23 protein-coding genes and 1 pseudogene are annotated in these 25651 nt (G+C 66.5%); 6 read left to right on the top strand and 18 right to left on the bottom strand.

From position 1 onward, the window contains the following. The 9 genes and pseudogenes from AB4Y44_RS22225 to AB4Y44_RS22185 form a co-directional block, all read right to left on the bottom strand. Positions 1 to 257: pseudogene (locus tag AB4Y44_RS22225) on the bottom strand (hypothetical protein); the annotation flags it as partial. Positions 258 to 393: 136 nt separating this feature from the next. Beyond that, entirely contained in the window at positions 394 to 1299 is a 906-nt protein-coding gene (gene dapA, locus AB4Y44_RS22220) for a 4-hydroxy-tetrahydrodipicolinate synthase (RefSeq protein WP_342925024.1), read from the bottom strand. A 44-nt stretch (positions 1300 to 1343) separates the two neighbouring features. Next, complete coding sequence (locus AB4Y44_RS22215) at positions 1344 to 1976, bottom strand: class I SAM-dependent methyltransferase (RefSeq protein ID WP_368700906.1); 633 nt, start codon at positions 1974 to 1976, stop codon at positions 1344 to 1346. Positions 1977 to 1984: 8 nt separating this feature from the next. Then, positions 1985 to 3187 carry a tryptophan--tRNA ligase gene (locus AB4Y44_RS22210; RefSeq protein ID WP_042264918.1) on the bottom strand — a complete coding sequence of 401 codons (1203 nt, stop codon included), beginning with the start codon at positions 3185 to 3187 and terminating at the stop codon, positions 1985 to 1987. Positions 3188 to 3191: 4 nt separating this feature from the next. After that, on the bottom strand, positions 3192 to 3857 hold the full coding sequence (locus tag AB4Y44_RS22205) for a site-2 protease family protein (RefSeq protein ID WP_342925022.1): 666 nt from the start codon (positions 3855 to 3857) through the stop codon (positions 3192 to 3194). Positions 3858 to 3918: 61 nt separating this feature from the next. After that, positions 3919 to 4557, bottom strand: coding sequence for an L-threonylcarbamoyladenylate synthase (locus AB4Y44_RS22200; protein WP_254315176.1), 639 nt, complete (start codon positions 4555 to 4557; stop codon positions 3919 to 3921). Between the two features lie 179 nt (positions 4558 to 4736). Continuing rightward, complete coding sequence (locus AB4Y44_RS22195; RefSeq protein ID WP_368700905.1) at positions 4737 to 5567, bottom strand: PHP domain-containing protein; 831 nt, start codon at positions 5565 to 5567, stop codon at positions 4737 to 4739. Positions 5568 to 5670: 103 nt separating this feature from the next. Then, complete coding sequence (locus AB4Y44_RS22190) at positions 5671 to 6570, bottom strand: alpha/beta hydrolase (RefSeq protein WP_342925020.1); 900 nt, start codon at positions 6568 to 6570, stop codon at positions 5671 to 5673. Positions 6571 to 6631: 61 nt separating this feature from the next. After that, positions 6632 to 7552: a ferritin-like domain-containing protein gene (locus AB4Y44_RS22185; protein WP_368700904.1), complete on the bottom strand. Its 921-nt coding sequence runs from the start codon at positions 7550 to 7552 to the stop codon at positions 6632 to 6634. A gap of 188 nt (positions 7553 to 7740) precedes the next feature. Here AB4Y44_RS22185 and AB4Y44_RS22180 point away from each other — a divergent pair, with 188 nt between their 5' ends. From AB4Y44_RS22180 to AB4Y44_RS22170, 3 genes are all read left to right on the top strand, one after another. Continuing rightward, positions 7741 to 8265, top strand: coding sequence for a gamma carbonic anhydrase family protein (locus AB4Y44_RS22180; RefSeq protein WP_322029757.1), 525 nt, complete (start codon positions 7741 to 7743; stop codon positions 8263 to 8265). Between the two features lie 66 nt (positions 8266 to 8331). Further along, positions 8332 to 9294 carry an Hsp33 family molecular chaperone HslO gene (gene hslO / locus AB4Y44_RS22175; RefSeq protein ID WP_342925018.1) on the top strand — a complete coding sequence of 321 codons (963 nt, stop codon included), beginning with the start codon at positions 8332 to 8334 and terminating at the stop codon, positions 9292 to 9294. 198 nt (positions 9295 to 9492) lie between these two features. Beyond that, on the top strand, positions 9493 to 9852 hold the full coding sequence (locus AB4Y44_RS22170; protein ID WP_368700911.1) for a hypothetical protein: 360 nt from the start codon (positions 9493 to 9495) through the stop codon (positions 9850 to 9852). A 96-nt stretch (positions 9853 to 9948) separates the two neighbouring features. Here the strand turns inward: AB4Y44_RS22170 and ftsB are convergent, their stop codons facing one another. The 9 genes from ftsB to AB4Y44_RS22125 all read right to left on the bottom strand — a co-directional run bounded on the left by ftsB (position 9949) and on the right by AB4Y44_RS22125 (position 21080). After that, the gene (gene ftsB / locus AB4Y44_RS22165; protein ID WP_342925017.1) at positions 9949 to 10371 is read right to left on the bottom strand and encodes a cell division protein FtsB; all 423 of its coding nucleotides are present in this window, start codon (positions 10369 to 10371) and stop codon (positions 9949 to 9951) included. Positions 10372 to 10472: 101 nt separating this feature from the next. Continuing rightward, positions 10473 to 11756 carry a phosphopyruvate hydratase gene (gene eno, locus AB4Y44_RS22160; RefSeq protein ID WP_028216897.1) on the bottom strand — a complete coding sequence of 428 codons (1284 nt, stop codon included), beginning with the start codon at positions 11754 to 11756 and terminating at the stop codon, positions 10473 to 10475. Positions 11757 to 12034: 278 nt separating this feature from the next. Continuing rightward, the gene (gene kdsA, locus AB4Y44_RS22155; RefSeq protein WP_069265539.1) at positions 12035 to 12889 is read right to left on the bottom strand and encodes a 3-deoxy-8-phosphooctulonate synthase; all 855 of its coding nucleotides are present in this window, start codon (positions 12887 to 12889) and stop codon (positions 12035 to 12037) included. Beyond that, the gene (locus tag AB4Y44_RS22150; RefSeq protein ID WP_368700903.1) at positions 12886 to 14547 is read right to left on the bottom strand and encodes a CTP synthase; all 1662 of its coding nucleotides are present in this window, start codon (positions 14545 to 14547) and stop codon (positions 12886 to 12888) included. The genes kdsA and AB4Y44_RS22150 overlap by 4 nt, the downstream gene beginning before the upstream one ends. A gap of 139 nt (positions 14548 to 14686) precedes the next feature. Beyond that, on the bottom strand, positions 14687 to 15490 hold the full coding sequence (locus AB4Y44_RS22145; protein ID WP_342925015.1) for an alpha/beta hydrolase: 804 nt from the start codon (positions 15488 to 15490) through the stop codon (positions 14687 to 14689). Positions 15491 to 15565: 75 nt separating this feature from the next. Continuing rightward, positions 15566 to 18202 carry a DNA internalization-related competence protein ComEC/Rec2 gene (locus AB4Y44_RS22140; RefSeq protein ID WP_368700902.1) on the bottom strand — a complete coding sequence of 879 codons (2637 nt, stop codon included), beginning with the start codon at positions 18200 to 18202 and terminating at the stop codon, positions 15566 to 15568. 90 nt (positions 18203 to 18292) lie between these two features. After that, on the bottom strand, positions 18293 to 19081 hold the full coding sequence (locus tag AB4Y44_RS22135) for a TatD family hydrolase (RefSeq protein ID WP_368700901.1): 789 nt from the start codon (positions 19079 to 19081) through the stop codon (positions 18293 to 18295). Positions 19082 to 19102: 21 nt separating this feature from the next. Beyond that, entirely contained in the window at positions 19103 to 19834 is a 732-nt protein-coding gene (lolD, locus tag AB4Y44_RS22130; RefSeq protein WP_342925371.1) for a lipoprotein-releasing ABC transporter ATP-binding protein LolD, read from the bottom strand. Further along, the gene (locus tag AB4Y44_RS22125) at positions 19827 to 21080 is read right to left on the bottom strand and encodes a lipoprotein-releasing ABC transporter permease subunit (protein WP_342925370.1); all 1254 of its coding nucleotides are present in this window, start codon (positions 21078 to 21080) and stop codon (positions 19827 to 19829) included. Before AB4Y44_RS22125 ends, lolD begins: the two co-directional genes overlap by 8 nt. A gap of 318 nt (positions 21081 to 21398) precedes the next feature. Here AB4Y44_RS22125 and AB4Y44_RS22120 point away from each other — a divergent pair, with 318 nt between their 5' ends. The 3 genes from AB4Y44_RS22120 to prfB all read left to right on the top strand — a co-directional run bounded on the left by AB4Y44_RS22120 (position 21399) and on the right by prfB (position 25477). Beyond that, the gene (locus AB4Y44_RS22120; protein WP_368700900.1) at positions 21399 to 22514 is read left to right on the top strand and encodes a regulator; all 1116 of its coding nucleotides are present in this window, start codon (positions 21399 to 21401) and stop codon (positions 22512 to 22514) included. Between the two features lie 33 nt (positions 22515 to 22547). After that, entirely contained in the window at positions 22548 to 24254 is a 1707-nt protein-coding gene (gene recJ / locus AB4Y44_RS22115) for a single-stranded-DNA-specific exonuclease RecJ (RefSeq protein WP_368700899.1), read from the top strand. 118 nt (positions 24255 to 24372) lie between these two features. Next, positions 24373 to 25477, top strand: a protein-coding gene (gene prfB, locus AB4Y44_RS22110) for a peptide chain release factor 2 (protein WP_342925367.1) whose coding sequence is annotated in 2 segments (ribosomal slippage) — positions 24373 to 24453 and positions 24455 to 25477 — 1104 coding nt in all. Because the reading frame shifts where the segments join, the coding sequence is not laid out codon by codon here. The last annotated feature ends 174 nt before the right edge of the window (positions 25478 to 25651 follow it).

Below are 25651 nucleotides of genomic sequence, written 5' to 3'. Positions count from 1 at the left end.
TTGCCGGCCGGCATGACAGTGCGCTGAGCGGAGCCGCCAAGCGTAATCGTGGGCGGCGGCGCGACGTACTTCTGGTCGTTCGGCGCCGACGACAGATCCTGCGGCACATTCAGCGGCGGCGCGGTCGGCGTGTCCTTGTAGTTGACGCGATCGGACGCGAACATGTCGTTCAGCGACTCGCAGCCTGCGAGCGAGCCGAGGGCAAGCGCCAGCACCGCCATGCGGGTTGCGTGGAGGGAAAAAGCGGAACGTTTCATGTGGGCCTTCGTGATACGGGAACGCTAAGCCTTGCTCTGCGAGACGGTGGGTCCGAGGTCGGTCCGAGGTCTTTCAGTGATTGGGCGGCTGGGCCGTGGCGGCGTCGGTTGATAAATCGGCGGCTGGCTGATCGGATCAGCCAGCCAGACCGGCTTCGCGCAGCGCGGCTCGCACCACGTCGTGGTAGCGCGCGTCGAGCGGCGTGAGCGGCAGTCGGATGCCGCCTTCGATGCGGCCGAGTTCCTGCAGCGCCCACTTCACCGGAATCGGATTCGATTCGATGAACAGGTTCTTGTGCAGCGACAACAACTTCATATGGATCTCACGCGCCGTTTTCGCGTCGCCGGCGAGCGCAGCCTTGCACAGGTCGCTCATCTGGCGCGGCGCAACGTTCGCGGTCACCGAAATATTGCCGTGGCCGCCAAGCAGCATCAGCGCGATCGCCGTGGGATCGTCGCCACTGAAGATCTTGAAGCCTTTCGGCGCATGCTTGATGAGGTGCGCGGCGCGGTCGATATTACCCGTCGCTTCCTTCACCGCGATGATGCCCGGCACTTCGGCCAGACGCAGGATGGTCTCGTTCGCCATGTCCGCGACCGTACGGCCCGGCACGTTGTAGAGGATGACCGGCAGGTCCACGTCCTCCGCGATCTTCGCGAAGTGGCGGTACATGCCTTCCTGGGTCGGCTTGTTGTAATAGGGCACGACCTGGAGCGACGCCTGTGCGCCCACTTCCTTCGCGTGCTTCGTGAGTTCGATGGCCTCGGCGGTCGAATTGCCGCCGGCGCCCGCGATGATCGGCATACGGCCGGCGGCGTGCTCGACCGCCGTCTCGATCATCAGGATGTGTTCTTCGACGTCCAGCGTGGCGGACTCCCCGCTCGTACCGACGACGACGAGGGCATCCGTCCCCTCTTCCACGTGCCAGTCGATCAGTTTGCGGAATGCCGGCAGATCGAGACTGCCATCCTCGTGCATGGGGGTGACGATCGCGGGAATGCTGCCTTGCAGCGTAATGCCGTCCTGAGTGCCGTTAGCCATGAAACGCCAGAAAAATGAGTCGGTTAAACCGCGATTGTAGCGGATTAGCCGGTCAGATCGTAACGCGATACGGGAAGGACCTGGTTCTCAGGTACATTACCGGCTCTTTCGGGGGACACTGAGGTCGTTTTTTCCCGTACCGCGCAGATGCGCTGAATATACGCCTCACGCGGCTGCGAAAGAAATCCGTCCTGATAGGCGATGACCCGCAGCGAGGGCCTACAGACCGCCAGCAACTCGCCGGGCGCGAGCAGGAAAGCGGGGTTCGATGGCCTTCCCACCGTTTCGTTGCCCTGAGCGAAAGTTTCGTAGATCAGGACGCCGCCCGGCGCCAGCGCCTCGATGAGACGGGGCATGAGCGGGCGATGCAGGTAGTTCGTGACGACGACGGCCGCGAAGCGGGCGTCCGGTGCGAGCGGCCAGGGCGCGCCTTCGAGGTCGCACTCTAACGTCGCGACGCCCGCTACGTCATGCAACGTGGCGAGCGCGGCGGCGTCGCGATCGAGCGCCGTTACCGGGTGCCCCAGGCTGGCCAGCCAGCGCGTGTGCCGGCCCGCGCCGGAGGCCACGTCGAGCACCGTGCCGCCGGGCGCGATGAGGTGCGCCCAGCGGCGCACCCAGCGCGACGGCTCGGAAAGCCCATGGGCGTGCGAACCGGCGGCAGGCGTCGACGCCATTGGTGCGATCAGCTGTACGAGAGGCCCATGGCCTCACGCACGTCGCGCATCGTCTCGTTGGCGAACTTGCGCGCCTTGTCGCAGCCGTCCGCGACGATTGCACGCAGCAGCGACGGGTCGTCCATGTACTTCTGAGCGCGCTCGAGCATGGGCTGCTGCTCGCGCAGGATGCCCTCGATCACGGGCTGCTTGCACTCCAGACAGCCGATGCCGGCCGAACGGCAGCCCTTCTGCACCCAGTCGTGCGTCTGCTCGTCCGTGTAGACCTGGTGGAGCTGCCACACCGGGCACTTGTCCGGATCGCCCGGATCGGTGCGGCGCACGCGCGCGGGGTCGGTCGGCATGGTGCGGACCTTCTTCGTGATCGACTCGGCGTCTTCGCGCAGGCCGATGGTGTTGCCGTACGACTTCGACATCTTCTGGCCGTCGAGACCCGGCATGCGCGAGGCTTCCGTGAGCAGCACCTGCGGCTCCGGCAGGATGATCTTGCGCGAGCCTTCGAGGTAGCCAAAGAGGCGCTCGCGATCGCTCATCGAAAGGCTTTGCGACTCCGAAAGCATCGCGCGGGCCTGTTCGAGCGCCTCTTCGTTGCCCTCCTGCTGATAGGCGTTGCGCAGCTCGTGGTAGAGCTTCGAGCGCTTGCCGCCCAGCTTCTTCGCCGCATCGTTGGCCTTCTCTTCGAAGCCCGGCTCGCGGCCGTACATGTAGTTGAAGCGGCGCGCCATTTCGCGCGCCATTTCGACGTGCGGCACCTGATCCTCGCCCACCGGCACGAGCGACGCACGGTACAGCAGGATGTCGGCGGCCATCAGCACCGGGTAGCCGAGGAAGCCGTAGGTACCGAGGTCCTTGTCGCGCAGCTTCTCGATCTGTTCCTTGTAGGTCGGCACGCGCTCGAGCCAGGACAGCGGCGTGCTCATGCCGAGCAGCAGCGCGAGTTCGGCGTGCTCGGGCACGCGGCTCTGGATGAAGAGCGTGGCCTGGTTCGGGTCGATGCCCGAGGCGAGCCAGTCGATCAGCACGTCCCAGACGTTCTTCTCGATGACATCCGGCGTTTCGTAGTGCGTGGTGAGCGCATGCCAGTCGACCACGCAGAAGAAGCACGGATACTCGGACTGCAGGCGCACCCAGTTTTTCAGCACGCCGTGATAGTGGCCGAGGTGCAGCGACCCGGTGGGCCGCATGCCGGAGAAGATACGGTCTGGGAACATGATGTTATGAAAAGAGCGACACAAGTGGGGTAAGGATGGCCGTGACCGCGTCGTAACCTAGACTCACGAGCGGGCGCAGCCAGAATCGCGTGAAGATGCCACTCACGAGCAACCCCATCACGATGATGAAACCATAGGGCTCGATACGGGCGAGCGCAATGCTCGCGCGCGTGGGCAGGAGCGCCCCGAGCACGCGGCCGCCGTCGAGCGGCGGTAGCGGAAAGAGGTTCAGCACGCCGAGCACGAGATTCACGCCCACGCCGGCGGCGGCCATGCGCGTGAAGAACGGCTCGTCCACGCCGGCCACCGCGAGGCCCACGCCGAACACGCCCCATACGATGGCCTGCACGAAGTTGCACAGCGGCCCGGCCGCGGCGACCCACAGCGTGCCCCAGCGCGGATTGCGCAGATTGCTGAAGGCGATCGGCACGGGCTTCGCATAACCGAACACGAACGCGCCGTTCGTCAGGAAATAGAGCACGAGCGGCATGGCGATCGTGCCGATCGGGTCGATGTGGCGCATCGGGTTGAACGAAACGCGTCCGAGCACATACGCGGTGTTGTCGCCGAGCATGCGCGCGACGTAGCCGTGCGCGGCTTCGTGCAGCGTGATCGCGAAGATCACGGGCAAGGCGTAGACGACGATCGTCTGAATCAGATTGGCTTCCATGGCGGGCTATTGTATCAATGCGTCAATGTGCTCAGGCCACGGTCATGCCGCGCAGGTCTCATCACGCCTCTTCTTCTTCGATGCCGAACGGCGCGAGCGAACCCCGTCCCGGCCGCACGAGCACAGGTTCCTCGCCGGTGAGATCGATCACGGTGGACGGCTCGCACGGGCACGCCCCGCCGTCGATCACGAGATCGAGCTGTTTCTCGAGACGCTCCCGAATCTCCTCGGGGTCGTTGAGCGGTTCGGTGTCGGGCGGCAGGATCAGCGTGGTGGCAAGCAGCGGCTCGCCCAGTTCTTCGAGGATCGCAAGCGGAATCGGATGACCGGGCACGCGCAGGCCGATCGTCTTGCGCGAAGGATGCGAGAGGCGCCGAGGCACTTCCTTCGTCGCCACCAGCACGAACACATACGGCCCCGGCGTCACCGACTTGATGAGCCGGTATTGGCGGTTGTCGACCATGGCGAAGTTCGCGAGTTCGGACAGGTCCCGCACCATGAGAGAGAGCAGCGCCTTTTCGTCGAGCCCGCGGATGCGGCGCAGGCGCTCGGCGGCGTGCTTGTCGTCGATGCGGGCGGCGAGCGCGTAGCTCGAATCGGTCGGCAATGCGATCACACCGCCGTCACGGATGATCTCCACCGCCTGCTTGACGAGACGCGGCTGCGGGTTTTCTGGGTGAAGCCGAAAGAACTGGGACATGGCAGTAATCAGCTGACGAATGGCGATGAGAACAGCGGGCGATGAAAACAGCGGGACGGTGCGCGAAAACGGCAGACGACTGCACGTAGTACCACAAAGCGACGACAAAGCGGGATTGACCGGCGCGAAACGCCTTGCAGCAAATGGGCGGAGTCAGTGGGCCGCGCGCCGTGCGCGGCCTACAGCCATCGCTCCCAGACAGGCTTGAGATCGGAAGGCAAAGGCGGCAGCGTGCCCGGCTTGATCGCGTCGGGCCCGGGCGCATGGAAGTCCGAGCCGCGCGACGCCTCGAAGCCAAAGCGCCTCGCGACGGCCGCGTACTCGGCGTACTGGTCGGGCGTATGGCTGCCGGTGACGACTTCGATGGCCTTGCCGCCCAGATCGAGGAATTCGCCGAAGAGCGTGTCGAATTCGAGCTGGGTGTAAGCGTAGCGACCCGGATGCGCGATGATCGCCTCGCCGCCCGCCGCCTTGATCCACGCTACGGCGTCGGCGAGCTTGGCCCAGCGGTGCGCGATGTAACCGGGCTTGCCTTCGCCGAGCCAGCGCGAAAACGCGTCCTGGGTGTTCTGCGCACGGCCGCTTTCGACGAGAAAGCGCGCGAAGTGGGTGCGCGAGACCAGGTCGGGATTCGAGACGTACTGGAACGCGCCTTCGTACGCGTCGGGAATGCCGAGTTCGCCTAGCCGCTCGCCAATCGCTTCGGCGCGTGCCGCGCGGCCGTCACGCGTGCGCGCGAGGCCGTCGACGAGCGCGGCGCACTCCGGATCCACATGCAAACCGACGATGTGCACCGTGCGTGACGCCCAGGTGACCGAAATCTCGACGCCGCTCAAATAGCGCATATCGAGCGCCTCGGCCGCCTCGCGCGCTTCGCGCTGGCCGCCGAGCACGTCGTGATCGGTGAGCGCCCACAGGCCCACGCCACCCGCTTTCGCAAGCTGCGCGACGGCAGCCGGGGCCAGTTGCCCGTCGGAGACAGTGGAGTGACAGTGGAGATCGGCGTTCATTGGATGTGGGAAAAGGATGAACGTCCATTTTACTGCAACGCAGTGAAGTCGTCGGGCGGTGCCTCGCGCCTGGCGGGCCGCCCGCATCAGCGCGCGATGTGCTTTACGCTCCCGCGCAGAACGCCTCGATCAGGCGCGCGACCTCTTCCGGCTGATCGTGGTGCACCATGTGGCCCGCCCCGTCGACGATCCGTTCACGCCAGTCGGGAAACGCCTCGAAACGCTTCTTGAATGCGTCGATCGGCACCGCCCCGGCGAGCCGCGCGAGCGTTTCAGAGCCGGCCGCTTCGACGTGCAGCACCCTCGCGCTCACCTGCGACCAGATCGCCATCACCTCGTCGAGCTGGTACAGCAGCGGACCGCGCATCTTATGCGCCGGATCGCCGAGCAGCACATAGCCGCCCTCGCCGTCCGGCTTCGACCAGTGTTGCGCGAGAAAGCGCGCGCGCGATGCGATCAGACGCGGATTGGTCTTCACGAGCCGCGCGGCCACCTCGTCGAGCGACGCATACGTGCGCAGTTGCGGCGGCGTGCGCACTTCGTCGAGCCACTCGCGCATGCGGCCCGGCGCCTGTTTCGGTGACGGCGCCGGCAGGCCGAAACCCTCCAGGTCGACCACGCGCCGCACGCGCTCGGGCCGCACGCCCGCATAGAGGCACACGATGTTCGCGCCGAGACTGTGCCCGACGAGATCGACCTGCCCCTCGGGCGCGTAATGGGCGAGCAGCGCATCGAGATCGGCGAGGTAGTCGGGGAACCAGTAATTGCTGCCCTGCCCCTGCGCAACGGGCCAGTCGGAGAGGCCGAAGCCGCGCAGGTCGGGCGCGATGACCTGCCAGTCGCCGCCGCGAGCATCGAGCGCATCGACGACGAACTGGAACGACGCCGCCACGTCCATCCAGCCGTGCAGCATGAACAGCACGGGCGCGCCCTCGGCGCCCCAGCGGCGCACGTGCAGCCGGATGCCGTTGACGTCGACGAATTCGGATCGGGATTGATTCATTTGCGCCGCCGCAAAAAAGAATGATCGTTCGATTATATAGGCGCTGGGCGCTTGCGCTAGGTCACTCGTTCGACTGACGCCCGGTTGAGTGCTTCGTGTCGGCCTGTTCCGCGGCGTCCTGGGCCGCCAGCGTGTCCAGTTCGGCTTCGTCGAAACCCGCCGAGCGGCGCGCCTCGAAGTTGAACGGACCGCGCATGCGCGGCGCGTGGTACTGCTCCGCGAGCGCGAGCCATGCCGCGTGCGGGTCGAGCGTGCGCGCCTCGCAAAGGTGGCGGAACCAATGGTTGCCGATGCGCACGTGCCCCACTTCGTCGCGCAGGATGATGTCGAGGATCGCAGCCGATGCGTCGTCGCCAGCCTGCTTCAGGCGCGCGCGGATGGGCGGCGAGGCGTCGAGCCCGCGCGCCTCCAGCACACGCGGCACGAGCGCCATGCGCGCGAGCACGTCGGCGCTGGTGCGCTCGCACATTTCCCACAGGCCGTTGTGCGCAGGGAAGTCGCCGTATGCGTGGCCATAGCCGGCGAGCCGCGCACGCAGCAGCGAGAAGTGATACGCCTCTTCCGCCGCGACCTTGAGCCAGTCGGCGTAGAAGGATTCGGGCATGGCGGGGAAGCGCCAGACTGCGTCGAGCGCGAGATTGATCGCGTTGAATTCGATGTGGGCCAGCGCGTGCAGCAGCACGACGCGGCCCTGTGGCGTGCTCATGCTGCGGCGCTGCAGTTCGCGCGGTTCGACGAGCGGCGGTTCGGCCGGGCGGCCAGGCAAGCCGTCCGGCGTCGGGATGACGCGCTGCGGCTCCCAGCGAGGCGCAGCGGCCTGCGCCTGACTCTGCGCGTGCAGCGCGCGCACTGCATCGGCCTTGGCGACCGGGTCGCATTCGCGCAGCGCGGCGAGTGCGGCGAGGCGCCAGCCGGCGGGCTCGGCATCGGTGGGTCTTGGGAGATCAGCACTTGCGCTGACGGCGGAAAAAGCGGAATTCATCGGCAGAAGAAACAGGGACCGAAAAGCGGAAGTGCAAGACTCGCGCGCGGGCGCCCAAAAAGCACCCCGAGCGGGCCGCGCACGCAACCGTTTACAATACGCGATTCACCTGCCTCGCGTCGTGCGCAGCCGTTGCGCGTCGCCCGCAGACCGGCAGCAGCCCCGAAAGACACAGGAGACTCGACACCGTGGCCATCTACAAGCTTGGCGAAGCCGCACCGACCATTCACGAAAGCGTGTTCGTCGCGGACAACGCGACCGTCATCGGCAAGGTCGAACTGGCCGAAGACTCGAGCGTCTGGTTCGGCGCGACGCTGCGCGGCGACAACGAGCCGATCACCGTCGGCGCGCGCAGCAACGTTCAGGAAGGCGCGGTGCTCCACACGGACCCCGGCTACCCGCTCACGCTCGAAGCGAACGTGACCGTGGGCCATCAGGCCATGCTGCACGGCTGCACCGTGAAGGAAGGCGCACTGATCGGCATTCAGGCCGTGGTCTTGAATGGCGCGGTAATCGGCCGCAACTGTCTGGTTGGCGCGGGTGCGGTGGTCACGGAAGGCAAGGTGTTCCCCGACAACTCGCTGATTCTCGGCGCGCCGGCCAAAGTCGTGCGCGAGCTGACCGAGGCCGACATCGCCGGCCTCAAGCGCAACGCGGATGTCTACGCGCAGCGCCGCGAATATTTCAAGGCGCAGCTCGTGCGCATCGGCTAAGAGCGGCATGCTCTCGCCGTGTGCGGCGCGGGCCGCGCCGCCCCGATTCAAACGAAGGAAAAGATTGTGAACGACCAGTTGCAAAAATTCATGTTCAGCGCTGCGCCGGTGCGCGGTGAGATCGTCTCGCTGAACAACACGTGGCAGGAAGTGCTCAAGCGCCGCCAGTATCCGGCGCCCGTGCGCACCGTGCTCGGGGAGATGATGGCGGCGTGCGCGCTGCTCTCGGCGAATCTCAAGTTCGACGGCACGCTGATCATGCAGATCTTCGGCGACGGCCCCGTGAAGATGCTGGTCGTGCAGTGCGGCTCGGATCTGACGATGCGCGCGACCGCCCGCCTCGGCGAAGACTTCACGGGCGAAAACGCCCTGCCGCTCGGCGAGGAACTCACGTTCGCCGACCTCGTCAATCCGGACGGCCAGGGCCGCTGCGTGATCACGCTCGACCCGGCGAAAAAGCAGCCGGGCCAGCAGCCCTACCAGGGCATCGTGCCTCTGAACGGAGAAGACGGCCCGCTCAAGTCGATCGCTGCCGTGCTCGAGCATTACATGCATCACTCGGAACAGCTCGACTCGCGCCTGTGGCTCGCCGCCAACGACGACCGCGCGGTCGGCATGCTGCTGCAGAAGCTGCCGGGCGACGGCGGGATCGTGCCGCACCAGGGCGAGCACGACCTCGATACGTGGGAGCGTGTCTGCACGCTCGGCAGCACGCTCACGCGCGACGAAATGCTCAAGGAAGACGGCGAGACGCTGTTCCGCCGCCTCTTCTGGCAGGAGAACGTGCGTCACTTCGAGCCGCTTGCGCCGCGCTTCCAGTGTTCGTGCTCGCGCGAGAAGGTGGGCGCGATGCTCAAGATGCTGGGCCGCGAGGAAGTCGACGGCGTGATCGAGGAACGCGGTCACGTCGAGATTCATTGCGACTACTGCAATCAGCGCTATGAGTTCGACCCTGTGGATGTGGCGCAACTTTTTGCCGTGACGGGGCTCTCAGAAAGCGTGAGCCCCGCTGCGGAGCGTCGTCACTGAGGCAAACGGGAGCAAACGGCGGCGCAACACGTGTTGCGCCGCCGCCCTACGCAGCGGCACATAGACAGGCGCGGGGACCGGCTCGAAACGCGGACCTGCCTTCATCTCAAGTTACTTAGGCGTCCGACAGATGGAGAGAGAAGCATGATCAAGAACAAACGCTTCGTACGTCCCTTCGCACGTCCACTACGCGAGCGCATGCCGCGCGTGAGCGCGTTGCTCGTACTCACGACGCTCGGCGCGTTCATTGCGTCGACGAGCGGCTGCATGATGGACCCGCCGGGCCCGTCGCCAATCTACAGCCGGCTGCCCCCGGCGCAGTCGGGCCTCCCGGCCAACGCGCCCGTGCTCACGCCAGACGAAAAAGCGCGCTACGACGCGATCGACCGACAGGTGCTCGCCGAACAGGACAACGCCATGGCCGCGGAAGCTGCCGTACAAGCCTGGTCGCGCGCGTATGCGCCGCCGGTCACTGTCTACGGCAGCTATTACAGCGGCGGTTGGGGGCACGGCTGGGGTACGGGGATTGGCTACGGCTATCCGGGCTGGGGCTGGTAATCGCGCGGCTTCGCGACGTGAACGCCCAGAACGAAAAAAGGCGCGGCTCAATGCCGCGCCTTTTGTTTGCCTGCCTGCTCAGTACAAGCGGCGCACTTAACCCGCCTTCTTCACTTCCTTCCCGTGCCCGTGCTTCTTCTCGGGCACACGCGAAACGGGGTTCGGGACCACCCTCACCGGCGCCGCCGACATCTCGCCGCGCGTCGAGGTGTTCGACGAACCGCTCGGCGTAACCGGCGGCGTCTGGTTCGGCGAGACGAACTGCACGAACACTTCGCTGTCCTTCACCATGCCCATCTCATAGCGGGCCCGCTCCTCGACCGCAGCCGTGCCGTTCTGCAGATCCTGCACTTCGCCCGCAATGCGTTCGTTGCGCAGTTTCTCGTCGTCGTTCTGCCTTTGCTGCTGCGCGAGTTGCTGCTGCAGTTCGTGGACACGCAGCCAACCACCATGGCCCCACCAGAGCGGATACTGGATCAGCACGAGCAGGATGATCAGAACGACAGTGACAAGCCGCATGAAAGGTGCCGGATAAATACACGCCGCCCTGCGCTATACGCAGGGCGGCGGAGAGAGATGACGAAGGGTGACAGCAAGGCTGCTGCCGGCGCTGGGTCCGCTTAGCGGAGGTTATAGAACGCCGACTTGCCCGGGTAGCTGGCGATATCACCGAGATCTTCCTCGATGCGCAGCAGCTGGTTGTACTTCGAGATGCGGTCGCTGCGCGAGAGCGAACCGGTCTTGATCTGACCCGCGTTCAGGCCCACGGCGATGTCAGCGATCGTCGAGTCTTCGGTTTCGCCCGAGCGGTGCGAGATCACGGCCGTGTAGCCGGCACGCTTGGCCATTTCGATCGCTGCGAAGGTTTCCGTCAGCGTGCCGATCTGGTTGATCTTGATGAGGATCGAGTTGGCGATGCCCTTCTCGATGCCTTCCTTCAGGATGCGCGTGTTGGTCACGAACAGGTCGTCGCCCACGAGTTGGACCTTCTTGCCGAGCTTGTCGGTCAGGAGCTTCCAGCCGGCCCAGTCGGACTCGTGCATGCCGTCTTCGATCGAAACGATCGGGAACTTGTCGGCGAGCGTTGCGAGGTAGTCGGCGAATTCGGCCGACGACAGTTGCAGGCCTTCGCCCGCGAGCTGGTACTTGCCGTCGTGGTAGAACTCGCTCGCTGCGCAGTCGAGCGCGAGCAGGACGTCTTCACCGGCGCGGTAGCCAGCCTTTTCAATGGCTTGCAGGATGGTCGAGAGGCACTCGTCGTTGCTGCCGAAGTTCGGTGCGAAGCCGCCTTCGTCGCCCACTGCCGTGCTCATGCCGCGGTCCGAAAGGATCTTCTTGAGCGCGTGGAACACTTCCGCGCCGCAACGCAGCGCTTCACGGAAGGTCGGCTGGCTCACCGGCACGATCATGAATTCCTGGATGTCGAGGCTGTTGTTCGCGTGCGCGCCGCCGTTGACGATGTTCATCATCGGGACCGGCAGTTGCATTGCGCCCGAGCCGCCGAAGTAGCGGTACAGCGGCAGGCCGGCTTCTTCAGCGGCGGCCTTCGCGACGGCCATCGAGACGGCCAGCATGGCGTTCGCGCCAAGGCGCGACTTGTTGTCGGTGCCATCGAGCTCGAGCAGGGTCTTGTCGAGGAAGGCTTGTTCCGACGCGTCGAGGCCCATGATCGCCTCGGAGATTTCGGTGTTGATGTGCTCGACGGCCTTCAGCACGCCCTTGCCGTTGTAGCGGCCGGCTTCGCCGTCGCGCAGTTCGATCGCTTCACGCGAGCCCGTGGATGCGCCCGACGGCACTGCCGCGCGGCCCATCGTGCCCGATTCGAGCAGCACGTCGCATTCGACGGTGGGATTGCCGCGCGAATCCAGAATCTCGCGACCGATGATATCTACGATTGCACTCATGGTTTCCTCAGGAAATGACAGTAATTCTTGCGCGAGCTGCGCAGCCTGCTGCATCGGCCCGCGAGGCACAGTTTCTATGCTCGTTCGGGGCACACCGTCACATGGGACAGGCTGCGTGCTCGCCAGGTTCAACTTGCCGCAGCGCGAGGCTCACGTTCCCGCGACCGACGCGCTGCCACGCTGCCTTGTACATCGAGCGCGGTGCGGTGCGCCGCGCTGCTCCTCCATCGCGCCGCTCATGCAATCGAAGCGGCGCGCCGTACTACGTAATTCCCTGCTCAGCTGAAGTCGTTCTCGAGGAACGGCGTGCGCTTGACCGCCTGGTCGAGCGTCACGAGCGTTTCGAGCAGGTCGGCCATGCGGTTCAGCGGCACGGCGTTCGGGCCGTCGGACTTGGCCTGCGCTGGGTTCGGGTGCGTCTCCATGAAGAGACCCGCCACGCCCGTGGCGACGGCCGCGCGGGCCAGCACCGGCACGAATTCGCGCTGACCGCCCGAGCTCGTGCCCTGCCCGCCCGGCAACTGCACCGAGTGGGTCACGTCCATCACGACCGGCGCACCCGTCTCGCGCATGATAGCGAGCGAGCGCATGTCCGAGACGAGGTTGTTGTAACCGAACGAAACACCGCGCTCGCAGGCGAAGAAGCGGTCTTCGGAAAGACCCGCCTCACGCGCAGCTTCGCGAGCCTTGTCGATCACGTTCTTCATGTCGTGCGGCGCGAGGAACTGGCCTTTCTTGATGTTCACAGGCTTGCCCGAGCGCGCGCACGCGTGGATGAAGTCGGTCTGGCGGCACAGGAACGCGGGCGTTTGCAGCACGTCCACGACCGAAGCCACCGGCCCGATCTCTTCTTCCGTGTGCACGTCGGTCAGCACGGGCAAGCCGAGCTGACGCTTCACTTCGGAAAGGATGCGCAGGCCCTCGTCCATCCCGAGGCCGCGAAACGACTTGCCGCTCGAACGATTGGCCTTGTCGTATGACGACTTGTAGATGAACGGAATGCCGAGCTTAGACGTGATTTCCTTCAGGCGGCCCGCCGTGTCGATCGTCATCTGTTCGGATTCGACGACGCAGGTGCCTGCGATCAGGAAGAACGGCTTGTCGAGGCCTACCTCGAAACCGCACAGATTCATGCTTTCTCCTCGGCGCGCGCCTCATGGTGCGCGACTGCCGCTTCGACATACGCCTTGAAGAGCGGATGGCCGTCACGCGGCGTGGACGTGAATTCCGGGTGGAACTGGACGCCGACGAACCACGGGTGCATGTCGCGCGGCAGTTCCATCATTTCCGGCAGATCTTCGGTCGGCGTACGGGCGCTGATGATAAGGCCGCCGGCTTCGAGCTTGGGCACGTAGCCGTTATTGACTTCATAACGGTGACGGTGACGCTCGTTCACGTCCTTGCCATAGATCTCTGCTGCGAGCGTGCCGGGCTTGATCGGGCAGCGCTGCGAACCGAGGCGCATCGTGCCGCCGAGGTCCGAGTCTTCGGTACGCTTCTCGACCTTGCCTTCGCGGTCGGCCCATTCGGTGATGAGCGCGACGACGCGGTCAGGCGTGTCCGGATCGAATTCCGTGCTGTTCGCGTGCTTCAGGCCCACCACGTCGCGCGCAAATTCGATCACGGCGAGCTGCATGCCGAGGCAGATGCCGAGGTACGGCACCTTCGCTTCGCGAGCGTACTGGATGGCCTTGATCTTGCCTTCGGTGCCACGACGGCCGAAACCGCCCGGCACGAGGATCGCGTCGAGATGCTTGAGGCTCTCGACACCCTCTTCGTCGATTTGCTCGGAGTCGATGTACTCGATGTTCACCTTCGCCGAGGTCTTGATCGACGCGTGGCGCAGCGCTTCGATGAGCGACTTGTACGACTCGGTCAGGTCGACGTACTTGCCGACCATGCCGATCGTGACTTCGTGCAACGGATGCTCGAGCTTCTCGACCATTTCCGCCCAGATCGACAGATCGGCCGGCTTGGCGGAGAGCTTCAGTTCGTCGCAGACGATCGAGTCGAGGCCCTGGTCGTGCAGCATCTGCGGGATCTTGTAGATGCTGTCGGCGTCCCACACCGAGATCACGGCGTCTTCGGGCACGTTCGAGAACATCGAGATCTTCGAGCGCTCGTCGTCGGGGATGCGGCGGTCGGCGCGGCACAGCAGCACGTTCGGATAGATACCGATTTCGCGCAGCTTCTGCACGCTGTGCTGCGTGGGCTTGGTCTTGAGCTCACCCGCCGTGGCGATGAACGGCACCAGCGTGAGGTGCACGAAGCACGCGCTGTTGCGGCCAAGGCGCAGGCTCATCTGACGCGCGGCCTCGAGGAACGGCAGCGACTCGATGTCGCCCACCGTGCCGCCCACTTCGACGATCGCGACATCCGGCTCGCCGCACGTCGCCGATGCGGCGCCGCGTTCGATGAATGCCTGGATTTCGTTCGTGATGTGCGGAATGACCTGCACGGTCTTGCCCAGATAGTCGCCGCGGCGTTCCTTGCGGATCACCGATTCGTAGATCTGGCCCGTGGTGAAGTTGTTGGCCTTGCGCATCTTCGTGGTGATGAAGCGCTCGTAGTGGCCGAGGTCGAGGTCGGTTTCCGCTCCGTCTTCCGTCACGAACACTTCGCCGTGCTGAAACGGGCTCATCGTGCCGGGGTCGACGTTGATGTAGGGATCGAGCTTGAGGAGGGTGACTTTCAGACCGCGCGATTCGAGGATCGCGGCGAGGGAGGCGGCGGCAATACCCTTGCCAAGGGAGGAAACTACGCCGCCGGTGACGAAAACATATTTGGTCATCGCTGGATGCTCGCGGGAAAAACGGATTATACCTGAAAGCAAGGGCTAACCCTGAATTTTGAGCGAGCAGAAACGATGCACGGCGCGTTGCCCCGCGCTCTACCCTGCCCCGCAAGCAACCGCGCCGAAAAGCGGCCGCTCAGGCTCCGTTTTCCATGGCGTAAAGCATGCGCTGCACCGCGCGCGCGGTCTCGATCGGACGCTCCATCGGATACAGATGACTGCCCTCGATCCACTCGAAGCGCTCGCCGGCGATGCGCCGTGTTGCCGCAAGCCCGACCTGGCGGACTTCACGCGACTGCGTGCCCGCGAGGAAGCTCACCGGGACGGGCGAGCCGTGCGCGAGTCGCGCGCCGAGCGTGTGCGGCAGCGTGCGGTAAATCATGTATTCGGTCTGGCGGTCGAAGGCGAGCGTGCGGCCGCCGTCGACCGAAGTCTGAGGAATGCCGAAGTCCACATAGTCGGAAAGCACGCGCTCGTCCCAGCGCGCGAACGCCGCCTTCGAATGGAAATGCCGCCAGGCCTCGTCGCGGCTCGCCCAGTTCGTGCGGCGCGTGCGCGTGGCGACGGCTGGCGACAGGCGCTCGTCGAGGCCGGTCCACTGCGAGACCCGCAGCATGCTGCTGCGCCAGCCCGCGATCACCGGCGAATCGAGCATCACGACGCCCTTGACCCACTGCGGCATTTTCAGCGCGGCCATCAGCGAGAGATAGCCGCCGAGCGAATGGCCGACGAGCCACACGGGCTCCTCGTAGGTGCGGCCAATGTCGTCGAGCAGCTGCTCGACGAGATGCGGCCAGTCGCGGGTGACGGGAAAGCGCGCGTCGTGCCCGATGCGCTCGATGTAGCGCAGCTCGTAGTTGTCGCCCAGTTCGGCGAAGAACGTGCGATACGTCGAAGCCGGAAAGCCGTTCGCGTGCGAGAAATGGATGACGTTTTTCAAAGGCGGCGTGTCTCTCTATTTTGTCGATCTCTTTCATCGTGCGTGCTTTCGCTCACCTGATAGCGGCCCGGCGCGTCAGTCCTGCGTGGGCGGGTCCATCCAGTAGCGCCGGTGCGTATCGCGAAAGCGCTCGACGGCGAGTGCGCCGGGTCGCGCCTCGACGCGCACGGCGCCATGCGCGTCGCTGCGAGCGAGCACGATCTGGCGGGCCGCGTAGCGCGCGTAGACGCCCGGATGCGGGTGATGAAAGCGGTTCAGATAGCCTACCTGAAATATCGCGACGAGCGGCCAGACAGAATCGAGGAACGGTTCAGTCGACGAGCTGCGGCTGCCGTGGTGCGGCACCACCAGCACCTGTGCGCGCAGCCGCCCGGGGTCGCGCGCAACCAGCGTGCGCTCGCCGCCCGCTTCGATGTCGGCGGCGAGCAACGCGGAGACCGGGCCGGCTTGCGCGTCGGGTGCGGCGCTGACCGACGTCGTCACCCGCAGGACGCAGCAATGCGCATTGGGTTTGCCCGCGAGCGGCCCGGGGTCGGGCCACAGCACCTCGAAGTCGACGCCGTCCCACCGCCAGCGCTGCCCGGCGGCGCATTGCACGGTCTGCGCGCCCTTTGCGCGCGCACTCGCCCACAGTGGATGCGCGGGCAGAACGGCCGCCACGAATGCCCCTACGTCGACGGCATCGAGCACGGCCTGTGCGCCGCCCGCATGATCGGAGTCGTCGTGGCTGATCATCAGCGCATCGAGGCGCCCTATGCCGTGCGCCTGCAGATATGGCACGACGATGCGCTCGCCCGCCTGAGTCGATTCGGGGCCCGGGCCCGCGTCGAACAGCAGGCGATGCCGGGCCGTTTCGACCAGCACCGACGTGCCCTGCCCGATGTCGAGCGCCGCGAGCCGGAAAGCGCCCGGCGCCGGCCCCGTCGGCGCAGGCACCAGTAGCGGCAGCCACGTGAACGGCGCGATCCAGCGCAGCGGCCAGCCGCGCGGCGCAAGCCACCAGGCGACGCCCACAGCTGCGCTGGCGAGCGGCCACGCCCCGGGTTGCGGCAGCCGTAAAACCGCCCATGGCAAGCCCTCCAGCGCGCTCAGCGCCACAACGAGCCAATCGAGGCAGGTATGCGCCCCGCGCAGCGCGAGGGCGTCGATCGGCGCGGGCATCGCCGCGCTCGCGATCACCAGCGGCGCGACGAGCATGCTCACCCAGGGAATCGCAAAGGCATTGGCGATCGGACCGATGAGCGGTATTTGCGCAAACCAGTAGACCGTGAGCGGCGCGAGCGCCAGCGTCACGGCCCACTGCACGCGAGCGCCATCGCAAAGGCGTGACGCGAGACGTCGCATCGCCTCACGCCAGCCGCCCGTTGGATAGGCGATGGCGGCGAGACATCGAAGCCAGCCGCCGCGCGCGGTTGGCTCCGCTAGTGGCTCAGTTCGCTCGCGCATCGGATCGGCAGCGTCCGCGGCAGCATCCTGCGGCGCGTCCCTGTGCAAGCGCGGCACGCCACTCGCCGCGAAGAGGATCGCCGCGACCGCGCAAAACGAGAGCCAGAATCCGGCTGCGGTCACCGCCCACGGATCGCGCAGCAGTACGAGCCCGAGTGCCCACGCCAGCACGTGCGAGCGCGCGACCTCGCGCCCGGCGAACAGCGCGAGCGCAACGACCGCCAGCATCCAGAGCGCGCGCTGCACCGGCACGTTGAAGCCGGCGAGCGCGGCATAGACGCCCGCCGCCAGCAACGCGCCGGCCACCGCCACCTTCTGCGCGGGCACGACGAGCGGCGCCTCGACGCCGCGCCAGCGGGCGCGCCGCCACAGTGCGCCCGCGATCCACCCGGCGAACCCCGCGACGAACGCGAGATGCAGCCCGGAGATCGCCACTAGATGGCTCGTGCCCGTATCGCGCATGAGACGCCTGTCCGCGTCGCTGACCGCATCCTGCGCGCCGGTGGCGAGCGCGATGACGATGCCGCGATGCGGCGCGTGGCCGAGCACCGCGTCGATGCGCGCACGCAGCGCGGCACGCGCCCGCTCGATGCGCACGCCAATGCCGCTGGCGTCAATGGGCAGACGCACGGCATGCCCGGGATCGCTCACGTAGCCGACGGCGCGCACGCCGCGCGCGAGCAGCGCGACTTCCGTATCGCGCAGGCCGAAGTTGCCGTTGCCATGCGGGCGTTTGAGCCGCACGGCGAGGCGCCAGCGCGCGCCGGGCACGAGCGGCGGCAGCGGCGCTTCGCGCGCCACCCACGACAGTTGAATCAAATGCGGTAGCCGCGTGGCGGCTTTGTGCGTCTCCCAGGATTCGACACGAAAGAGGAAGCTCGCGCCGATCTCGCCATAAGAAGGCAAGCTGGAGATATAGCCGGTGATGGTGATGTTGCGCGCCTGCCAGGCAGCGGGAAGCGCCTCAGCAAGCCGCGTTTCGGCGCGCCACGCCGCGTAGCCAAAGCCCGCGCATCCGGCCGCAAACCACACCGCCGCCCAGCCGAGCGTCATACGCCAGCGTCGCCCGCAAGCCAAGCCGAACACCCGGCGCACCATTTCGTGAGATTCGTCCGCCGGTGGCGCGGCGCCCAACGCCCACGCCGCCCACCCGGCCGCAAGCATGCTTGCCAGAACGAGCGCGACCCACGCGCCCCACCCCGGCAACGCCGCCTGTCGCTGCAAGACAATCACGCCCAGCGCAAACCCGCACCACATCGCCCGCATCCCGCCTCCTCGCAACGAGGGGGCTCAATGCTCGGACCGCGTCAGTCGCGCCGCGCAAAATGCACGCTGTGCACGCCACCCTGGAAACGATTATGCAGACGAAAGCGCGAGCCGCGGCAGCGCAGCCGTCGCGTTAGCCGTCGTGCCAAGTGCGAGTTCTTCGGGGCTCAAGCCCCGCAAGCCCGCAAGCACGGCGCCAATGCGCGGCACCTGGTCGGGCGTGTTGCGCGCGCGATAAAGCCAGGCGGGCGAGATATCCGGCGCATCGGTTTCCATGACGATGGCCTCGAGCGGCAACTGCTGCGCGAGCCTGCGAATCTGCAGCGCGCGCTCGAACGTCACATTGCCGCCAAAGCCCAGATGCATCCCTTGATCGATGAACGCTCGCGCCTGCTGGAAGCTGCCGTTGAACGCATGCGCGATGCCGCCTTTCACGCCGTTGCGGCGCAGCCCCTTGAGCACCTGGTCCTGCGACTTGCGCACATGGCAGATCGCCGGCAAGCCGAACTCGCGCGCAAGGCGCAGCTGGGCATCGTAGAAGTGCTGTTGACGCGCCTCGTCGAGGCCCGGCACGAAGTAATCGAGCCCGATCTCGCCGATGCCGACGAAGCGCGGATCATCGAGACTCGCCTCGATCTCGCGGCGCAGCACCTCGAGGTCGTCGTCACGCGCCTGCGGCGTATAGAGCGGGTGGATGCCGAGCGCGTAGACCGCGCCCGGGATGCGGTGCGCGAGCGCGCGCACCACTTCGAAGTTCTCGCGCGCCACCGCCGGAATCACGATGCGCGACACCCCCGCCGCTCGCGCCGCCGACGCGACCGCGTCGCGGTCGGCGTCGAACTCGGCGGCATCGAGATGGCAGTGCGTATCGATCCACATGGGGCGCGCTCGCGGGAAGGCTCAGACCGGTACGACCGGTTCCTCGTGCAGCATGCCGTCGCGCAGGCGCACGATGCGGTCGCAACGCGCCGCGAGGTCGGAATCGTGCGTGACGATCACGAAGCTCGTATCGAACTGGTCGGAGAGTTCGAGCATCAGATTGAAGACGTTATCCGCCGTCGCGCCGTCGAGGTTGCCCGTCGGCTCGTCGGCGAGCACGCATGCGGGCTTCGTCACGAGCGCGCGCGCGATGGCCACGCGCTGGCGCTCGCCGCCCGACAGCTCGCCCGGCCGGTTGCGCGCGCGATGCGAGAGGCCCACGCGATCGAGGATCTGCATCGCCTCGGCACGCGCGTCTTCCTGCGTCATGCGACGAATACGCAGCGGCATCGCCACGTTGTCGAGCGCCGAAAACTCCGGCAGCAGATGATGGAACTGATAGACGAAGCCCAGCGCGCGATTACGCAGTTCGTTGCGCTCGCGCTCGGACAGCTCGGTGAACGGCTTGCCGAGCACCGAGACCTTGCCCGCGCCCGGCTCGTCGAGGCCGCCGAGCACGTGCAGCAGCGTGCTCTTGCCCGAGCCCGACGCGCCGACCACGGCGAGCTTCTCGCCGCGCTTCACTTTCAGATCGGTGTCATGCAGCACCTGCACGGCAAGCGGCCCCTGGCCAAACACCTTCGAGACGCCGTGCGCTTCGAGCACGTACGGATAATCGCCAGCCGCGGCGATCAGCGATTGACGGTCATTCATAGCGCAGCGCCTCCGCAGGACGAACCTTGGCCGCGCGCCAGCTCGGATAGAGCGTGGCGAGCGCGGACAGCACGAAGGCGATCACGCCGATGCGGATCACGTCGGAAGGCACGAGTTCCGAAGGCAGCTCGCTGATGAAATAAACCGAAGGCGGCAGGAACTGGATGCCGAGCAGATGCTCGATCGCCGGCACGCTCCATGGAATGCTCCATGCGATCAGGCAACCGAGCGCGATGCCGATGGCCGTGCCCACGAAGCCGATCGTCACGCCCTGCACGACGAAGATCTTCATGATCGAGCCCGGCTGCGCGCCGAGCGTGCGCAGGATCGCGATATCGGCCTGCTTGTTGGTGACGGTCATGACGAGAGACGAAACGAGATTGAACGCCGCGACCGCGATGATGAGCGTGAGAATGATGAACATCATGCGTTTTTCGATCTGCACGGCCGAGAACCAGGTCTTGTTCTGCTGCGTCCAGTCGCGGATATAGAGGTCGCCCGAGAGCGTGTGCACGAGTTGGCGCGCCACCGCCGGCGCGCGCTGCATGTCCTTCAGGCGCAGGCGCACGCCGCTTGGCGCGCCGAGGCGATAGAGCACTTCCGCGTCGCGGATATTGACGAGCGCGAGCGTGCTGTCGTACTCGTAGTGGCCCGACTCGAACACGCCCATCACCGTGAACTGCTTCAGGCGCGGCAGCATGCCGGCCGGCGTGATCGAACCCTCGGGCGCGACGAGCGTGACCTTGTCGCCCACCGTCACGCCCAGGTTCACGGCGAGATCCGCGCCGAGCACGATGCCGAAGCTGCCGGGCGTGAGGTCGTTCAGGCTGCCCGCCTTCATTTCCTTGCCGATGTCCGAAACCTGCGGCTCCTCGGAAGGCTCGATGCCGCGCAGCGCAACGCCGTTGACGCTGTCGCCGCGCGTGAGCAGCGCCTGGGCGTCCACGTAGGGCGCCGCGCCAATGACTTCGGGATTGGTTTTCGCTTCCTTCGCGGTGAGCTGCCAGTCGGGCATCGTGCCGGTGGGCGAAAAGATCTCGATGTGCGCGAGCACGGAAAGCATGCGGTCGCGCACGTCACGCTGGAAGCCGTTCATCACCGAGAGCACGACGATCAGCGCCGCGACGCCGAGCGCGATGCCCGACATCGAAATGAGCGCGATGAACGAGATGAACCCGTTGCCGGTCGTGCGTTTGCCGGCGCGGGTGTAGCGCCAGCCTATCTGCCATTCGTAGGGAAGTTTCAAGCGAATCCTTTTGCGTCTTCGTTGCGCTCCGGCGCCGTATTGACCCCGGGGCCAGTGCGCCGGACGGCCGGAGAATATCGTGCCGGGTCGGGCGGCGATCAACCGCGAAGTTTGCCACACTGGCGGCGGTTCACGGATATTCGACGAAGTTCCCCACGCACTTTCGCGCGTGAGAGCCGCTGCCCGGCGAGGCGTCTGCCCGCCCTCTGCTTCGAGCCGCAATTCGCCCACAAGTGCCGCAGCGCCAGCATAACGGGTCGACGCGATGCCGTTGCGGCACGCCCGAGGGCCGCCCGGCGCACGATGCGCCGAAGTACAATGCGCACCATCATGCCCGCCGACCGACTCCATCTCCTCGTCCCCTTTGCCTTGCCGTCCGCGGCGGCCGCCTCCGCCGCGCTCGCGGGCCTCGAATACCCGGCGCTCGCGAAACTGGTTGCGCGCGCGACACTCGGCGAGCAGGTGATCGGCGAAGACTTCCAGCGCACCCTGCCGCACGAGCGCTGGGTCGCGCGCCAGTTCGGCGCGCTCGGTCCGGCGAGCGCAAACAACGCACAACCAGCGCCGGCCGCCGACGACGAAGCGCCGCTTGCGCCCTACATGCTGCTCGCCGACGGCGGCACGCCCGGCGACGCCACATGGGCGTGCGTCCAGCCCGTGCATGTGCGCATCGCGCACGATCATCTGGTGCTGATCGACCCCGCCTCGCTGGAACTCGCCGACGCCGACGCTACCACGCTCTACACCATCGCCCGTCCGCTGATCGAAGAAATGGGCGTGCGCATCGAGGCCCCGACGCCGCAGCGCTGGTATCTCTCGTCGGAAGCGTTCGGCACGCTCGCGGGCGCGTCGCCCTTGCGCGCGAGCGGCCGCAACATCGAGATCTGGCTGCCGCACGAGGCTCATTCGGGCCAGCGTTCACGCGCCTGGATGAAGGTGCAGAACGAGGTGCAGATGGCGTGGTTCGAGCATCCCGTGAACGAGGCGCGCGAAGCGCGCGGCCTGCCCGCCGTCAATTCGATCTGGTTCCACGCCCAGGGCGCGCTGCGCACCGTCACGAGCCCCTACGCGCGCGTGCGCTCCGACGCGGCCGCCACGCGCGGCCTGGCGCTCGCCGCAAAGGCGGAAGTCGGCGCTGCGCCCGCGACCTTCGCCGCGCTCAGCAACGGTTCGGGCACGGGCGCCACGCTCGTCGAACTCGATCCGTTCTCGGCAGCCTTCATCCAGCAGGACTGGGGCCGCTGGAGCGCCGCGTTCGCCCAACTCGAGCGCGACTGGTTCGCCCCCGCGCTCGCGGCGCTGCAAACGAGCGCGCTCGCCGCGCTCGATCTCACGCTGTGCGGCGATACCGGCTCGGTCACGCTGTCCATCACGCGCAGCGATTTGCGCAAGTTCTGGCGACGCCGCCTGTTCGCGTCGCTCTTTATCGAATGATCCCCGAATGACTTCTTTCTTCCGCGCTCACGCATGACCCGAATCGTCACCCGCGCCTGCTCGCCCGCCGACACCGAAGCGCTCGTGCGCCACGGCCTGCATCCGGTGCTCGCGCGCCTCTACGCCTCGCGCGGCGTTTGCCAGCCCGACGAGATCGAAACCGGCCTCGCGCGCCTCATCCCGCCCACGGGCATGAAGGGCCTCGACGAGGCCGCCGAACTGCTCGCCGACGCGCTCGAAGCCGAGTGCCGCATGCTCGTGGTCGCCGACTACGACTGCGACGGCGCGACGGCCTGTGCCGTGGCCGTGCGCGGCCTGCGCATGTTCGGCGCGCAGATCGACTATCTGGTGCCGAACCGTTTCGAGTATGGCTACGGCCTCACGCCCGAGATCGTCGCGCTCGCCGCGCAACGCAAGGGTGGCCCACCCGACGTCCTGATCACGGTGGACAACGGCATCGCCAGCGTGGAAGGCGTCGAAGCCGCCAACGCGCTCGGCATCGAGGTGCTCGTGACCGACCACCACCTGCCCGGCGACACGCTCCCCGACGCGCGCGCCATCGTCAATCCGAACCAGCCGGGCTGCGAGTTTCCGAGCAAGTGCATCGCGGGCGTGGGCGTGATGTTCTACACGCTGCTCGCGCTGCGCGCGGAGCTGCGCAAGCGCGGCTTCTTTGGCGACGGCAAGCCAGAGCCGCGCCTCGACGGTCTGCTCGATCTCGTCGCGCTCGGCACCGTCGCCGACGTCGTGAAGCTCGACTGCAACAACCGCGTGCTCGTCGCGCAAGGCTTGCAGCGCGTGCGCAACGGCCGCATGCAGCCGGGCATCGCGGCGCTCTTTCGTGCGGCGGGCCGCGACGCGAAAAGCGCGTCGGGCTTCGACTTCGGCTTCGCGCTCGGCCCGCGCCTGAATGCGGCCGGCCGGCTCTCGGACATGTCGATCGGCATCGAGTGCCTGACCACCGACGACGTGGGCCGCGCCTGGGAGCTTGCGCAGCAGCTCGACGGCATGAACCGCGAGCGCCGCGAGATCGAAGCCGGCATGCAGCAGCAGGCGCTCGCCGATCTCGCCGACGTCGATCCGCAAGGCAAGGCCACGCTCACGCTGTTCAACGAAGGCTGGCATCAGGGTGTGATCGGCATCGTCGCGGGACGGCTCAAGGAGCGCTTCCACCGCCCGTCGTTCACCTTCGCGCCTGCCGACGATGACGGCGCACTCGTGAAGGGCTCGGGCCGTTCGATCCCCGGTTTCCATCTGCGCGACGCGGTCGATCTGATCAGCAAGCGCGAGCCCGGTCTGATCCAGAAGTTCGGCGGCCACGCCATGGCCGCGGGCATGACGATCGCCGCCGCAGACGTGCCGCGCTTCGCCGAGGCGTTTGAGCGCGTGGGCCGCGAGTGGCTCACCGAAGAGGCCCTCGCGCGCACGGTCGAAACCGACGGCGATCTCGAAGACGCCTACTTCACACCCGATTTCGTGGAGATGCTCGACGCCGCCGTGTGGGGCCAGGGCTTCCCGGCGCCCGTCTTCTCGGGCGAATTCGAGGTGGCCTCGCAGGCGCTCGTGAAGGACAAGCACCTCAAGCTGCAACTGCTGCGCGGGCGCCAGCGCTTCAACGCGATCTGGTTCAATCACACGGAGTCGCTGCCGCAGCACACCACGGTCGCCTACCGGCTCGTGCGCGACACCTGGAATGGCGTGTCGCGCGTGCAGCTCGTGGTGGAGCACGCCGCGCTCTGAGCCCGCTCTGAACTGCACGTTGCGCTGAAAGCGCGGGCCGCCCGAAGCGCCCGCGCCGCCCTTGATCCGGGTCCAATCGGCTATAATTCAATGTTTTACACGCCGGATCACGATACAAATGGAAGCGGAACGTCTCAACGCGATCGAAGCCCTTTTGGCGGACCTGCGCACGCGCGCGGGCGAGCTACGGGGGTATCTTTGACTACGACGTAAAAGCCCGACGGCTCGTCGAAGTCAACAGCGAACTCGAAGACCCCAACGTCTGGAACGACTCCAAACACGCCCAGGGTCTCGGCAAGGAAAAGAAGCTGCTCGAGGGCGTGGTGCACGTGCTCGACGGCATCGAGAACGACACGCGCGACACGCAGGATCTCTTCGAGATGGCCCGCGAGGAAGGCGATGAAGACACACTCGTCGCCATCGAGTCCGACGCTCACGCGATCGAAGCGCGCGTAGCCGACGTCGAATTCCGCCGCATGTTCGCGAATCCGGCCGACCCGAACAACGCGTTCATCGATATCCAGGCCGGCGCCGGCGGAACCGAGGCCTGCGACTGGGCTTCCATGCTGCTGCGCCAGTACGTGCGCTACTGCGAGCGCAAGGGCTTCAAGACCGAAGTGCTCGAAGAATCCGAAGGCGACGTGGCCGGCATCAAGAGCGCGACGATCAAGGTCGAAGGCGAATACGCCTACGGCTTCCTGCGTACCGAAACCGGCATTCACCGCCTCGTGCGCAAGTCGCCGTTCGACTCGTCGGGCGGGCGTCATACGTCGTTCTCGTCGGTGTTCGTGTATCCGGAAATCGACGACTCGTTCGAGATCGAAGTCAATCCGGCCGATCTGCGCATCGACACGTACCGCGCTTCGGGCGCGGGCGGTCAGCACATCAACAAGACCGACTCCGCCGTGCGTATCACGCACGTGCCGTCGGGCATCGTCGTGCAGTGCCAGAACGACCGCTCGCAGCACCGCAACCGCGCCGAAGCCATGGCCATGCTGAAGTCGCGCCTGTACGAAGCCGAAATGCGCAAGCGGCAATCGGAACAGGACAAGCTCGAGGCGGGCAAATCGGACGTGGGCTGGGGTCACCAGATCCGCTCCTACGTGCTCGACAACAGCCGGATCAAGGATCTGCGCACCAACGTCGAAATCAGCAACACCAAGGCCGTGCTCGACGGCGATCTCGACGCCTTCATCAGCGCGAGCCTGAAACAGGGCGTGTAAGCTTGCCGCACGCCACGGGCGCTGCAGAGCACCGCACGCCGCCCTCTCCTGCTGCTCCGCCCGTCTCGACTGCGAGGCGCGCGACGCGCAGCAGGAACCGAAGTCCGCTTATCTGCGCGCGATGCGCGCCGTGTCCCGCGAAGGACCATGCCGGGGCCGCAGCCCCGAAAACTC

Origin of the sequence: Paraburkholderia sp. BR10937, from assembly GCF_040965695.1 — a bacterium.
Taxonomy (GTDB): Bacteria; Pseudomonadota; Gammaproteobacteria; order Burkholderiales; family Burkholderiaceae; genus Paraburkholderia.
Note: the sequence above shows the minus strand (reverse complement) of the source record. Positions and strands in the feature narration are given on the sequence as shown.

Bases quoted from the DNA above. Each gene is read 5' to 3' on its own strand.
- dapA (WP_342925024.1), bottom strand. From the start codon at position 1,299: ATGGCTAACGGCACTCAGGACGGCATTACGCTGCAAGGCAGCATTCCC.
- AB4Y44_RS22215 (WP_368700906.1), bottom strand. From the start codon at position 1,976: ATGGCGTCGACGCCTGCCGCCGGTTCGCACGCCCATGGGCTTTCCGAG.
- AB4Y44_RS22210 (WP_042264918.1), bottom strand. From the start codon at position 3,187: ATGTTCCCAGACCGTATCTTCTCCGGCATGCGGCCCACCGGGTCGCTG.
- AB4Y44_RS22205 (WP_342925022.1), bottom strand. From the start codon at position 3,857: ATGGAAGCCAATCTGATTCAGACGATCGTCGTCTACGCCTTGCCCGTG.
- AB4Y44_RS22200 (WP_254315176.1), bottom strand. From the start codon at position 4,557: ATGTCCCAGTTCTTTCGGCTTCACCCAGAAAACCCGCAGCCGCGTCTC.
- AB4Y44_RS22195 (WP_368700905.1), bottom strand. From the start codon at position 5,567: ATGAACGCCGATCTCCACTGTCACTCCACTGTCTCCGACGGGCAACTG.
- AB4Y44_RS22190 (WP_342925020.1), bottom strand. From the start codon at position 6,570: ATGAATCAATCCCGATCCGAATTCGTCGACGTCAACGGCATCCGGCTG.
- AB4Y44_RS22185 (WP_368700904.1), bottom strand. From the start codon at position 7,552: ATGAATTCCGCTTTTTCCGCCGTCAGCGCAAGTGCTGATCTCCCAAGA.
- AB4Y44_RS22170 (WP_368700911.1), top strand. From the start codon at position 9,493: ATGCCGCGCGTGAGCGCGTTGCTCGTACTCACGACGCTCGGCGCGTTC.
- ftsB (WP_342925017.1), bottom strand. From the start codon at position 10,371: ATGCGGCTTGTCACTGTCGTTCTGATCATCCTGCTCGTGCTGATCCAG.
- eno (WP_028216897.1), bottom strand. From the start codon at position 11,756: ATGAGTGCAATCGTAGATATCATCGGTCGCGAGATTCTGGATTCGCGC.
- kdsA (WP_069265539.1), bottom strand. From the start codon at position 12,889: ATGAATCTGTGCGGTTTCGAGGTAGGCCTCGACAAGCCGTTCTTCCTG.
- AB4Y44_RS22150 (WP_368700903.1), bottom strand. From the start codon at position 14,547: ATGACCAAATATGTTTTCGTCACCGGCGGCGTAGTTTCCTCCCTTGGC.
- AB4Y44_RS22140 (WP_368700902.1), bottom strand. From the start codon at position 18,202: ATGCGGGCGATGTGGTGCGGGTTTGCGCTGGGCGTGATTGTCTTGCAG.
- AB4Y44_RS22135 (WP_368700901.1), bottom strand. From the start codon at position 19,081: ATGTGGATCGATACGCACTGCCATCTCGATGCCGCCGAGTTCGACGCC.
- lolD (WP_342925371.1), bottom strand. From the start codon at position 19,834: ATGAATGACCGTCAATCGCTGATCGCCGCGGCTGGCGATTATCCGTAC.
- AB4Y44_RS22120 (WP_368700900.1), top strand. From the start codon at position 21,399: ATGCGCACCATCATGCCCGCCGACCGACTCCATCTCCTCGTCCCCTTT.
- recJ (WP_368700899.1), top strand. From the start codon at position 22,548: ATGACCCGAATCGTCACCCGCGCCTGCTCGCCCGCCGACACCGAAGCG.